The organism is Marinobacter alexandrii (assembly GCF_005871205.1).
Lineage (GTDB): Bacteria > Pseudomonadota > Gammaproteobacteria > Pseudomonadales > Oleiphilaceae > Marinobacter > Marinobacter alexandrii.
On record NZ_SWKM01000012.1, the window covers coordinates 617858 to 630944 of the forward strand.

Below are 13087 nucleotides of genomic sequence, written 5' to 3' on the forward strand. Positions count from 1 at the left end.
AATTAGCGTCGTTGGCCAGCGGCGATGGTTCGAGGGTTGGCTTCACGTTCGTTGACGGGGTCTTCCCGGTAGCGAGTCGGGCCGTTGCCGAACATGCCGTATTGGTTGCGAGTGTGGTCGTAGAGGGAGTAGCTGTCCTGCTGAGGGTTGTTGGGAACACCATAGGCCTGGATGTTGTACTGGGCCCCCGAGCGGAACAGATTGTTGCTGTCGTCCCAGGCATCGTATAGCGCAGCTCCCCAGGTATCTTCGTCAATGTAATAGCGACGTTTTTCCTGGGCGTGCCGGACATCCTCTTTTCGGGTGGCTGTAATGACCCAGGCGCGGTGGAGTTCCCAACGCTGGCATGCGGGATTAATGTGGTGCTCCATCAGCTTGGTTTCGATGTCACAACCCCATTTGAGCTTGTAGTTGCTGTAGGGGAGGAACATTTCCTTCTTGCCGTCCAGAGACCAGTTGAAACGATCCATTTTTCCGGAGAACAAAAAGATTTCGTCGTAGAACGACACGCTACCGAATGCGGAATTGGGGGTGTCATAGGAAAATTCGGGCGCTGTTCTGACCCGGCGTTGTCCGGTGGTATAGCTCCAGGCGTATCGGTCGTGCTTGACAGGGTCCAGGTAATCCCAGTAGCCGGAGGCTCCACCGGCGTTTCTTGCCGGGGCGATAACCCGTGACCAGATACGCTGAAACATTTTCGGATCGCGGGCCTCAACACCGACCTGGTAGAAGGGTTTCTCTCCTGTGGATCGGTTGGTATTGGTCAGGGTGACGTGTCCGCCACTGACAACATAAGCGCTATGATTCCAGTCCCAGCCATTGACGCCCTGATAATTCAGGAGATAGTTCCACATAGCCTCGCGCCCGGTTTTCGGCAACGGAAAGGGGAGGCCTCCACGGCATGCCTCACTGACGGATAGCCCGTCATTGAATGATTTGCAGTCCGGATTTTTCGCATTACGCTCACTTGCTGCCAGAAAGTGTTCCGGATAGGCCGCAGTTCGATGCGTGGGGTATATATCCATGTAATAGGTATCGGGATACCTTTTCAAAAGACGCATTTGCCCTGCAGAGAGTTGATCTGCGTATTCGTCGGCGTTCTCGGCTGTAATTCGAAACAGTGGATCTTCATCGGCGAAAGGGTTCGGCCAGAAGCCATCTCCGGGAGTCAGGCCGGCGTCGGGCTTCAGCCCACCAGTGTATTCGGGAATTGTGCCCGCCTCATTGCCGGCAACTTCTGCTCCCCAGGGGGTCAGCTCCTGACCGAGATCGCTGGGTGTCCAGTCTGGTGCTGAATGAACCTGCAGGGTCACCAGTGCGAATAATGAACTGACGAAATAGCGGTTTATCTTCATGACAATACTCCAGTTATTATTTTGGTCGTAAAGGAACGGAGAATTAAAAGGCCGTGCTAAAACTGAGCGATACCCAATCCCGATCAGCGATACCAATGCTGCCGTTGCCGCCAACCACTGTATTGCCGACATTGGGGACATCGCGCTTGATGGCATCTGAACCATAGCCGATGTAGGAAAGGCTCAGTTCGTAACGCTCGTCAAAAACACCCTCGATGCCTACCTTGAAGTTGTAATCGTCTTCGTTACCGCCACCTGCGGCTGCATTTCCCGAGACGCCATAGCTGATGCTCATTGGCGCGGACACATTCAGGCCGGGCATTACGGTTAGCCACTGAGGCGTGAAGTTGACTGCAACACCCGCATAATTACGTGTTGCACAGCCCCAGTCCTTATCTTGGTTCTGGCAGCCGTCGTAACCTTCCCCCCTGAACAGCTCCTGATTTTCAGTTACCCGGTCCAGATGGCTGTAGGCAACTTCGGTAATCAGTACACCGGTGTCGAAGAACTTGGTAGAGGGAAGAAGCCAGAGGCTGTTGGCGACCAGGTGCCAGGTATCCCCTCTGGCCCCTTCATCCGTCGTTGGGTTGAAACCACTGGAGGCAAGCGCTGCATCTTTGCGGTATGACAAGTCAACGCCGACCGAGGCGCCTCCCAGAACCGGACCTGCTGACCAGCTCAATCCGTAAAGCTTCGTATTTTCTGCATAAACGTAGCGCGCGAACCCCGGGCCAGTTTGCAGGCCCCAAGGGATGTAATCGTCGAACTCGCGATAGAACACACTGATATCGGAATGTAGGAAGTCGAACCCATATCGAGCCATAACCCCCCAGTTGCCAGTGTCATCCGGCTCCACGGGGTCTGTTATCGGGAACGCGAAGCCTGGTGCTACAGGCAGTTGCTCAGGGCCTTCAAGAGCCACGTCTGCAGAGGCCAGGTAGGTTCCACCCTCGGCGGCTCTGGTCGGCTCCCACTCAAGAAAATACTGTGCTGCCACTGACAGGCGATCGGTCAACTGAACCTGGCCAGACACCTGGGTTAAAGGAAGAAATATTTCTCGGGTTTCTGTACCTGGATTGGTGACCGCTTTACGGCCATCAAGCGGAGCTTGGGAATAAGACGTTGCGTGTCCTGGAATCAGTAGCCCATTTCCCCAATACAGGGTATGCCTGCCCGCCCGCAGGCTGACGGGCGCGTCGCCTGCGTAGAAACGTGTAAATGCGAAGGCGTCCAGGAGTTCACCGCTGGGGCCATTGTGATAGCGATCGGTGTGAGGTGAGTATCGCCCGCCAGCATAACTGGGGGTGCTGGGCCCGGATGGAGCGCCCGGATAAAAGACATTACCCGGGTTTGTTTCGACGTCGCTGTCGGCGTAAGCCTGGTCATACCAACCCGCTGCACTGACCCTGAAACCGTGATCACGCTTATAGGCCAGCTCAAACTCGCTCAGCAGGTCCAAACGATTTGTCACCACATCGCCACGATCGAATTTGTAATCTGACTCGTCGTAGGTGGCGTTATTGGCAAGGGCAGTGTCCCTGGCTTCAGCGCGAACACCGAGGTTGTAGCGGACGGTGTTGTCCCATCGGATGATGAGGTCATTGTTGCCGGTATCCAGTTCCATCCCGTGCGTCGCACTGGCACAGGTCAGCAGCACCGAGAACCGCGCAATGTGGTTGATACGTGAAAATCTGTTTTTGGGCATCTAAGCCTCCATGAATCTTGTTTTTGTTGTCCGACATTTTTAGTTAAAGCGATCGCTCCCGGCGGAACAACGCCAACCACTATTGACGAAATGCATATAGCTATCGCTCAACGTCACGAACCATTATTCTTGATGTAGTATCTTATTCTGCTTTCAGATTTTAACGCAGGAGAAGATAGTGTGATGAAAAATGCACAAAAGTAGGTCCAGGCCGCGTAGTTGGCGGCTTCAATCGTTTTACTCCGGGTAAAACTGATGTTCGATGATATGAGGCGGTTTGCTGGTAGGGTCATGTCCAGTGATAGGCAGTCATCTGTCGCAATGAAGTGATCTCAGCAGGCCTGTGGTTTATGGCTGGCGGTGTGTCCTGACGATGAGGAGGCGCTGATCTGAACAGGGTATGGAGCAGGATTCATGAAAAACAACAAGACAGAGTACGACGTCATTATCGTCGGTGGAGGTAGCAACGGATTGTCCGCAGGCTGCTACCTGGGCTTAGCGGGAAAGAAAGTGCTCGTTCTGGAGGCGTTGGACAAGGTTGGGGGGATGGCCTCATCAGGGTATCTGATACCGGAAGCTCCTGAGCACCTCGTACATCCATGCGCACTGGACATGATGTCGATGCGGGTTCATTCCCACGTGCCCAAGGAATTGGATTTATCCCGCCATGGTTTTGAAATTCTGGATCTCAGTCCTGGATATGTCTATCTGCATCCGGACGGCAGCTCTTTGATATTTTGGCGGGACCGCCTGAAAACGGCGGATGAAATAAGGCGATTCAGCGAGCGCGACGCGGAAGCGTTCCTGAAGTTTATGGATCTTATCGATCTGTTCATGGACGTGGCGTTGCCAATGATGCGGGTCGACCCCGCACGCACCAATATCAGGACAAAGCTTCGTGTGTTGGGTGCGATTTTAAAGAAAAGAAAACTCAAGCCTGAACTAATGGCATTGATGACCGGCTCGGCTCATCAAGCGGCTCGCGAGCGCTTTGAGCATCCAGTCACGATATCCGCAATGTGCGCCTTAACAGGGCTCGCCGGTGACATTACGGCCGATGGTGGTGGTATCTATTATGCGCTACTCGGGTTTCTCCACCGTTTCGGTGTCGGACGTGTTTCGGGTGGTATGCAACGGTTGAGCAACGCCATGCAGGCTCGCCTGGAAGAGCTGGGTGGTACGGTGAAAGCGTCAGCGCCGGTCAGCGAGATAATATCCGAAGAGGGTGTCGTGAAGGGTGTGAAACTTGAGGATGGTCAATGTTTTAGTTCATCAGTTGTAATCGCAGGCTGTCATCCGAAGGTTGCTCTGGAGATGGTAAGTGAAGGCGAAATTCCATCGAACCTTCTTACAAGGGTCGCGATGGCGCCCGCCAATGCTAAAGGCACTGGGCCTCTGAAGGTGGATGTGGCCCTCAGTGGGCAAATTTCAGTCCCCCGGTTTGAAGCAGCCAGGGGTGATGGGGTTGATCTGAGGCGTGCCTGTTTGCTGATCGGAACGGAGGAAGCTGTGCTGGAGAACTTTGCCTCGTCATCCCGTGGGCAGGTCCCGAAACTCCCCTACATAACGATGGCCGCCCCAAGTGCAGTAGATGCTACACAGGCGCCTGAAGGACAGGAGGTTGTTTACATTTATCCGCCGGTTATGCCGGTTAATCCGACGGATGGCTGGGATGGTATTCGCGATCAGGTTGCCGATCAGGTTATTGAGCAGGCGTCCGACTACGTTGATGGTTTGAAAGATCAGGTGATTGGTCGTCGTATCGAAGCAGCACCGGATTTTACGGCTAGGTTGAATACGGTCAATGGGTGTGTGGTTCACATCGATACCACGACTATGCGATCGAGCACTATGCGGCCTGCTCAGGGGTTGGGAGGGGACACCTTGCCTGTTCAGGGGTTGTACCTCGGTAGCGCGGGTATTCATCCAGGTGGTGGCGTAAATGGTATGGCGGGTCGCTTGGCCGCAAGTCGTGTTAATCGTTATCTCGCGAAAAAGGCTGAGAAAAAGTCGCAGTAGCCCCTCAGGCCTGAAAGCAGCGCCACCACATGGATGATTATTTCAGTAACAAACCTACAAGAAAGATGATGAGGAAAGGAAAAAGCATGGCACTCACAGCTAACAATTTGGATATTGAGGCGGCATATCATGCGGTTTCAGACACATATCTTGGTTCGGAAGTGGATATCCACGCGCTCTGCAGGGAAAAACGCCACAACGAGCCCGTGATGCAGGGGGATTTCGTTGATACTTACCTGAAAGTACCTACCAATGCCGGAGCAAAGGGCGGTAAATGTGCAGTCACACTGTTCAAGTACAAGGATATATTGTCGGTATTGCGTGATGCAGAGACCTATACCAGTGGCTTTATTGCAGAGGGTCTGGGTGCATTCTTTGATGGCCTGATCATCCTGGCCATGGATGGAGAGCAGCACCGGCGGACTAGAGCGCTGTTGCAACCTGTTTTCATGCCAGAGACGGTTAAGGAGTGGAAGCCGGAGATTGACCGGGTTATTCGGGACGAGTTTTTGGCCCCGATAGTCGCTGAAAAGAAAGCAAACCTTATGGATTTCGGGCTCTATTTTCCGATTCGCGTGATGTACGCATTGATGGGCTTTCCAACCGACGATGCGGAGAAGTTCAAGCAATACGCTAGCTGGGCCCTGGCATTGGTCGCAGCCAATCAGATTGACCCTGAAAAAGCGAAGATCTATGGGCCTATTGCGGGGCAGGCGGTAAAAAGCCTGTATGACGCCATCAACCAGGTTGTCGTCAAAAAGCGCGCGGAAGGCACTGAAGGAAATGATCTCATCAGCCGTTTGATTAATGCCGAGTACGAAGGACGGGCGCTGGATGATCATGAGGTCACCACGTTTGTTCGCTCACTCCTTCCGGCGGCCGGTGAGACCACGACACGAACCTTCAGTTCGATCATGACGCTGTTGCTTGAGCGTCCTGAATTGTTGGAGCGTGTGCGAAATGATCGCAGCCTGATCGGCAAGTTGATTGACGAAACGGTACGTTACGAACCGGTGGCAACCTTTAAGGTTCGACAGGCCTCCAAAGACGTTGAAATCGGTGGCGTAAAGGTGCCGAAAGGTGCGCTTGTACAATGCATGGTGATTTCAGCCAACCGGGATGAAGAGTCGTTCCCTGACCCTGACACCTTTGATATTGACCGTAAGGCCAGGCCTTCTCTTGGATTTGGCTTTGGACCACATATGTGTATCGGTCAATTTGTCGCCAAGGTAGAGCTCAACTCGGCCATCAATGCAATCCTGGATCTGTTCCCCGGTATCCGGCTGGATCCATCGAAACCTGCCCCTGAGATTGCGGGTGCCCAGCTACGAGGCGCAAAGGCCATCCATGTGATCTGGGACTAGAACGTTTGCAGCGGACGCCCCCGGTTGGTGGCGAAATGAGGATGAATATGAGTGATATCGATTCGAACACCATTGAACGCTTTCTCCATGCTCAGGTTGAGGCCTGGAATGCGAGTGACAAAGAGGCTTTTTTCGAACAGTACCGGTCAACCTGTCCCAATGGCCTGGTTATTGAGTATGTCGGTCGCCCACCGCTAAACGTCGATGGCTGGACGGTGCTTGAAGGCATGTGGGAGCAGCAGAACAGTAAGTTTTCGGTAGAAGTAGATGTCTCTGTCATTGCTGGGCAGGAGGCCGCCTGTCATCACCGAAATGTCATGCGGGACGGTAGTGGCGTGATTGAAACGATTGAGCACTATCGATTCGAGAATGGCAAAACCTTTGTGCGCTATTTCGTTAAAATGTAACAGCGTATTGTTTCCCGAAAAGATCGGCGGTCAGAATTAGCCTGGTACCTCCGTCCGAGGGGGCTAGTCGCAGGTCGCGTGGACGCAGAACAATAATAATCTGAGGTGACCCTATGTCCTCCAGCGCTTGGTGGGCCTCGGCTCTATCCGAGGCCGTGAATGGTGAGAGACCACTCCCTGTCGTTTATGACGGTGAAGAGTTGGTCCTGTTCAGAAATACAAAGGGGCAAGCGTTAGCGCTGGAGGACCGGTGCCCTCACCGACGGGTCCCCCTGGCCCTTGGCTGTGTCGTGGGCGATGCGGTGCAGTGCGGCTACCACGGCTGGATATTCGACGGTACAACGGGTGCTTGTACAGCTATTCCCAATCTGCACGCGGACGAGCGGGTTCCCCCTCGCTATGCTGCCCGCGCTTATCCGGTTGCTGAGCAAAATGGATTTGTGCATGTATGGCTTGGCGACGGGGAGCCGTCCGACTCCTTACCGGCCGCAAGCTATCAGCCTCGGGGCCGTGAGTTTACTGGATCGGCCGTTGTCAGCCTGCAGCACGATGAGTATCTGGCCGTCATGCTTGATGGGCCGGAATGCCTGATTGATTTTGAGGGCGTTAAAATAACCGACTTTTTCCTTGGTGATCCGATCCGCCGAGAGAACCATCTGGTGCTTGATCGGGGCGCTGTCTGGACAACTCAGCTGCTTCCCGCAAATTTCGTTGTGGACTATCCCTTGATCCTGCGCACCAGCGTTCCGCTCGTCGGCGGCGATATCCGGGTTGACCTGCTGACGGCCGAGGAAAGACTAATATGTTCCGTATTTGTAGCCTCCGGAGCTAATCGTCGCCGCACGACGAGTCTCTGCTGGCGAGGCTTTATGCATGACCATGACGTTGAGGGCGCGCCCCTACGCTGGCGCGCGATGCGGGCCGCCAGACGTCCCCCGTTTACGGTTTCCTCGGAAATAGATGGTGCGCAGATAGCCGCGTTGTTGGTCGCACCGTCGCGGGACCTCACAGTCTTACGGCAACAGTCACGCATTCCCGCAACCGCCGCCGTTTGACGCCGACAAGGAGACGCCAAGATGCAGACTTCGACCGCTTCCAACGACATGGCGGCCACTGAAGCCCAGGGCAAGAAGCGCAAGCCCCGGGGCGACTGGATTCCAACCAACTATGATTTGCGCGACACCTGGTTTCCGGTTTCCCACAGCCGTGATGTCACCTCACGGCCAATCCGTCGTATTATCCACGCCCAGCCGTATTTTCTCTGGCGCGAGGGTGGCCAGCCCATGGCCTCTGAGTTTCACCCTACGCAGTTGCAGTCTATGATGGGTGCCGCCAGTGCCTTGACCGGCGGCTCGGGTCTCTATCCGGTGGTGGAACGTTACGGATATGTCTGGGCCTGGTACGGCAATCCTGATAACGCTGACCAACAATTACTGCCGCATATCCCATTTTTACCTTTGGATGGGGATATTCCTGGCTATACCCAGCGCACTGTCCGTTTCGATGCGGCTTCAGCCCTGTCGGTAGAGAATCTTCTCGACTTGACCCATGCAGATTTTCTGCATGCTAATACTATTGGTGATGGCATCTCGGAGTCAGATGTTGTTGAAGTTGAGTGGACGTCGGAAACCGTGACCCGTACCCGCATAGTGACCCAGAAATCGGTGGCGCCGATTATGCGTTGGGTGGGTGGTGTGAGGGCAAAATATCAGGATTTCCGTGCCGTGCTTCATGTTCACCTGCGAAGCAATGTGTGCATTTCCTATCCGCGCTTTCGGCCCGGGTATGATGTGCCCAACCTGCAGCCCTTTCTGCCCGTGGGCAAGCATCGATCACGCTGCGACGTAACGTTCAATACAACCGCTGCACCATCACCTTTTCGCTACCTCATGCCGCGGATTAACTACATCATTCAGCCGCAAGATAACTCGGTGGTGCGTCCCCAAAACCAGCGCTATTTCGAACAGCCTGAACAGAGGGACCTTCACTCCCGCTTCGACGCACCTGGTACCCGCTATCGCCTTTTGATGGAAAAGTTGGCCAAACGCCAGCGTGAAGGTGACTTTTCATACGGCTCCGATGCAGACCCAGGCCGAGATATTGCCGCGCTGCTTGGAATGGATGGTTAAGGGCAGGCTCCGGGCGCCACGCAGTAACTCAGCTTTCTGCTTTGCCCTTATCCGACAGCAGCTGTATTTAAGGAGGTGACGATTATAGTGGATAGCCCTTTGATTGTTTTTGTTCACGGTGGGCAGCATACCAAGCGGTGTTGGGAGCCAACAATCAACGTCATCAATTCGGATTCGCCACAGTGCCCAACTTTGGCAGTGAATTTACCGGGCCATGGCGATGCGGCAGGTGATTTAGCGACTTTGAGTGTTTCCGACTGCGTTGATGAGGTCGTTGATCAAATACAACACCAAGCCCCGCAGCGGATGATAGTCGTTGGCCATTCTATGGCCGGTATCACCCAGCCTGGCGTTGCAGCCAGGCTGGGCGCTGCACGTATCCAGCGTATGGTCTATGTCGCTTGCTGTATTCCACCGCAGGGCAAACGTGTCATTGATACGTTGCATATGCCCATGAATTTGGTGGCGGGGTTGGCGTCCAAACTAACGAAAGTATCGAAACCACTCCCAAAGTGGTTCGCTTCGTGGGTGTTCGCCAATGGCGCCACTCGGGCGCAAAAACAGTTTGTCTGCAGTTGCCTGTGCGATGAAAGCACGAAAGTGACAGTGGAACCTGTCGATAGACGAAATTATCCCGATGTACCCACCACATGGGTCCTGCCTTTGCAGGACAAGGCTTTGAGCCCCGCGTCGCAACGTGCATTCATGCAGAACCTTGGTAGAGTGGATGAGGTGGTGGAGATAGACACTTGTCATAACGCGATGGTGAGTGAGCCACAGGCGTTGGCCAGCGCAATATTGGCGTATTGTTAACGACTGGGTTCAAATCTCACCAGCACGCGTAAATCAGGTTGGCTCTGGCTGGTAATGGTGTTGATACGCTGTCGCTGATTTCATGCTCAACAATGTCAGGGAAGCTATCAAAGCTGCGATCAGTGAGTAGAGAAGTACCGGATCATAGTTCCCATAACGGGTGTAGACATACCCGAATACTGCGGGTGAGAGTCCACCGACGATAGTGACCAGTCCGAGGTGCAGTCCAAATATGCGAGCGTAGTCTTTTAGCCCAAAATACCGGGCCACGAGAAACGCCGCTATATCGAATTCGGCGCCAGCACTGAAGCCAACACACAAGGTGGCAAGAACAAGAAGGGTAATGTCGTCGGCTCCGGCGAAAAGATACATGGAGCAGCCGATCACTGGCATAAAGAGTGCCATGGCGGAGATCAGGATGGGGGAGAACCGATCTAGGAGATAACCTACCAACAGACGCCCGAAAATTGTCGATGCGCCAAAGGCACTAAAGACCTGTCCAGCGGTCACCGGGGATAGTCCCATATCCTGCAGAAAAGGCACTGTCACAGTGATCATTCCGACGATCAGTGAAACCGAAAGAATCAGTGCGAGGTTGCAGAGCCAGAACGTTCTGGATCGTACGGCCTCAGCGAATAATACTCCTTGGGCCACCTCCGCCGGTTTCGAGGCCTTGTTCTCAGTGGCACGACGGCTAGCACCAGCTTCAGGGAGTTTAAGCCAAAATACCGCCATTGGAAGCGTGGTCAGCAGTGGTATCGTGGCCAGAAGGAGAAAACCGGCTTGCCATCCCCAGAGCTCCATAACCCATGCAAGTAACGGGGACATTGTCAGGGCTGCTAAACCGGTTCCGCTGAGAATGGTCGCCAGCGCCAACCCCCTGTTTCGGTGATACCAGAGGTTTATCAGCTGTGTCCACGTAATCGCAATGGTTCCCGCACAGAGCAGGGGCATTATAAAAAAGGCAGAATATAGCCAAAGGATCGACGTACTAATCTGGGTCAACGCAACATATCCGATGATTTGGATAATGACGGAATATACCGCAACTCTTTTGAACCCAAAGCGCGCGTATAACCAGCCCAGAAGTTGAGAAGCAATGGCTACGCCAGCAAACAGAAAGGTAATTGCTGTTTGCAACTCCCCACGCTCCCAGCCAAAGGCATTCTGAAGCGGGATGATCATCGTACCGAAGCCATAAAGCAGTGCCGCACTCATGCTGGTACAGACACCAAACAGGCCGAGAATGAGTATGCGCCAGCTCAAACGGAATTCAGTCAGATCTATCTTGGCGTGGCGAAGTGCGTTTTCAGACGGCATAAGTCAGCTCCGAAGGGCATGCAGCGCCGACGGTGTTCTGTCGGCAAGGGCAGGTATTATTGTTGTTTAAGAATGTCTTCTACCTTGGGCAAGGTCACCATGGTCGCTCCGCCGTCAACAAGCAGGGAGGTGCCAGTGATGTAGCTCGCTTCGTTTGATGTGAGGTACAGCACCGCAGAGGCTATGTCAGCGGGTTCGCCCAAGCGAGGCACCGGAAAGTGCGCGGCCAGTTTATGTGGAAGCTCCTCACCCAATGTTCGAAGCATGTGATCGGTGCCAATAAGGCCAGGTTCCACCACGTTGACCAGGATGTTAATTGCACCAAACTCCACCGCCAGGCCACGAGCAAACGCATTCATGAACGCTTTGCTTGAGCCATAAGGGATGAGCGTCGGGGTGTATTTACGATTCGCCTCCCCAGACGAAATAAATACGATGCGTCCCTTGTCCGACGCTTTCGACAGGTGGGGGGCGGCATCCTTCGCCAGCCAGAAAAGAGACTGTATGTTGCTGCGAACCAAGTGATCAAAGGTGTCATCCGACATCTCGGTGATCAGGCCGTGGGCCGTGTCAGCGGCACAATGTACAAGGATATCCAACTGGCCAAAGGCGTTGATAGCGCCGTCGATCATGGTACGGATAGCGTCGCGATCTGCGATATCGCCACCTACTAATGCACACTCGGCATTCAGCGCCCGAATCTGCCTGACGGTTTCCTCTCCATATTCTACCGTGCGGGCTGAAACAACTACGTTGGCACCCTGACGAGCGTATTCCAGCGCCACTGCACGTCCCATTCCGCGACCGGCGCCGGTAACCAGAACAACCTTGTTCTCGAATTTCATTGGCAGCTACTCCAGATCCAGGGGTTCGTTGAGGCCGGATCCGCCTGGATAAGTAGCAGAATCCGGACGTTCGTCGATCAGATGTCTGAGCCCCTCACATTGCGCTCGGACCCGTTGCGCCGATCCGATTCGCCCCAGGACAGCCAGTGATCGGGAGTGCGTGTGTCACCTACACGACGCCAGCGACCTTCCTGCTGGGCGGTGATCGGAAAACCGCCGACGAAGTCGATCATTTCTCCCTTGGGGTCTGGCAGGAATTCCCATTCCTCTTTGCCATCCAGAACGATGCGGGCGGATTCCAGAAAGTAACTGCCGTCTTTGTGAACGGCTTTGCCTTCAATGTCATTGGTGACGCGGACCTCGCCCTTTTCATTCATGAAAATGGCATAACCTAGATGGTTGTGCCCGACCATGAAGGAGCCAGCATCCCAGGTTCCGTCGGTATACACGGTGACAAACGACCACCAGATGACATGCATCTTGTTGTTAACAACCAGGTCTTTTTTGAAGTGGATGGCGCCGCCTTCTGCCATATAGAACTGGTCTAACGCCATCGCCCCTTTGACTGGCCGGCCCTCGCATGTGCCGTGAATGTCCCATAGCTGGGAAACGTAGAACGTCCCCCATTCCACGCCCGGCAAATACCATTGCATGCCAGAGCCCAAGAGCTTGCCTTCCAGTTCGAAAAGGCCCTCTTCCTTCCATGTCAAACGGTTGCTCGACGCAGTGATTTGCCAGGGATTTCCTGGTTCGTCGGGCTGGTTGCTCCAACTCACGACATCGCCATCGAGGGTCTGTACCGGGATGGGAGTCTCCGCCTGGGCCTTCATTCGCTCATGATCCATGCGCAAGTTCTGACCATCGATGTGGTTGCTCTGGTAGATGAACTTTGTTGGGTTAGGTGTACCACCGGGAGCCAGCAGTGAACGAACGAAGGAATAGATGTTGCCGTCTTCGTCCCGGACTGAGCCGAATGGCGAGCTTTTACTGAGCTTAAGTCCAAAGAAGCCGCGTTCACCGGCGATCGCAGGCCCCGTAACTTTGTGGGGGCCGACCAGCTGCTGGTAATCGAAGTCGCCTCTTTCGGGAATGGTGTCGAAGGTTTTCATAATGCTCTCCTTGGAGAAATG

11 protein-coding genes are annotated in these 13087 nt (G+C 54.2%); 6 read left to right on the forward strand and 5 right to left on the reverse strand.

Annotated elements, in window-relative coordinates:
* Positions 1–2: 2 nt before the first annotated feature.
* Positions 3–1355: a DUF1329 domain-containing protein gene (locus FCS96_RS09790; protein ID WP_138440162.1), complete on the reverse strand. Its 1353-nt coding sequence runs from the start codon at positions 1353–1355 to the stop codon at positions 3–5.
* Between the two features lie 43 nt (positions 1356–1398).
* The gene (locus FCS96_RS09795; protein WP_138440163.1) at positions 1399–3060 is read right to left on the reverse strand and encodes a DUF1302 domain-containing protein; all 1662 of its coding nucleotides are present in this window, start codon (positions 3058–3060) and stop codon (positions 1399–1401) included.
* 414 nt (positions 3061–3474) lie between these two features.
* Between FCS96_RS09795 and FCS96_RS09800 the strand changes: the two genes are divergently transcribed.
* The 6 genes from FCS96_RS09800 (at position 3475) to FCS96_RS09825 (ending at position 9792) form a co-directional block, all read left to right on the forward strand.
* Positions 3475–5079 (forward strand): phytoene desaturase family protein, encoded by a 1605-nt coding sequence (locus FCS96_RS09800; RefSeq protein ID WP_138440164.1) that lies wholly within the window; start codon positions 3475–3477, stop codon positions 5077–5079.
* Between the two features lie 86 nt (positions 5080–5165).
* Entirely contained in the window at positions 5166–6443 is a 1278-nt protein-coding gene (locus FCS96_RS09805) for a cytochrome P450 (protein WP_138440417.1), read from the forward strand.
* Positions 6444–6490: 47 nt separating this feature from the next.
* A complete protein-coding gene (locus tag FCS96_RS09810; protein ID WP_369810911.1) occupies positions 6491–6850 on the forward strand; it encodes a nuclear transport factor 2 family protein in 360 nt (119 codons plus the stop codon).
* Between the two features lie 113 nt (positions 6851–6963).
* Positions 6964–7905 carry a Rieske 2Fe-2S domain-containing protein gene (locus FCS96_RS09815; RefSeq protein WP_138440166.1) on the forward strand — a complete coding sequence of 314 codons (942 nt, stop codon included), beginning with the start codon at positions 6964–6966 and terminating at the stop codon, positions 7903–7905.
* A gap of 21 nt (positions 7906–7926) precedes the next feature.
* Entirely contained in the window at positions 7927–8979 is a 1053-nt protein-coding gene (locus FCS96_RS09820; protein ID WP_228264065.1) for an aromatic ring-hydroxylating dioxygenase subunit alpha, read from the forward strand.
* Positions 8980–9066: 87 nt separating this feature from the next.
* Positions 9067–9792, forward strand: a complete 726-nt coding sequence (locus FCS96_RS09825; protein ID WP_171040723.1) for an alpha/beta fold hydrolase — start codon at positions 9067–9069, stop codon at positions 9790–9792.
* A gap of 33 nt (positions 9793–9825) precedes the next feature.
* On the opposite strand, the gene FCS96_RS09830 is transcribed toward FCS96_RS09825, so the two are convergent.
* From FCS96_RS09830 to FCS96_RS09840, 3 genes are all read right to left on the reverse strand, one after another.
* On the reverse strand, positions 9826–11112 hold the full coding sequence (locus tag FCS96_RS09830) for an MFS transporter (protein WP_138440168.1): 1287 nt from the start codon (positions 11110–11112) through the stop codon (positions 9826–9828).
* A gap of 56 nt (positions 11113–11168) precedes the next feature.
* The gene (locus FCS96_RS09835; protein WP_138440169.1) at positions 11169–11957 is read right to left on the reverse strand and encodes an SDR family NAD(P)-dependent oxidoreductase; all 789 of its coding nucleotides are present in this window, start codon (positions 11955–11957) and stop codon (positions 11169–11171) included.
* Positions 11958–12034: 77 nt separating this feature from the next.
* Positions 12035–13066 (reverse strand): hypothetical protein, encoded by a 1032-nt coding sequence (locus FCS96_RS09840; protein ID WP_138440170.1) that lies wholly within the window; start codon positions 13064–13066, stop codon positions 12035–12037.
* Positions 13067–13087: the final 21 nt, after the last annotated feature.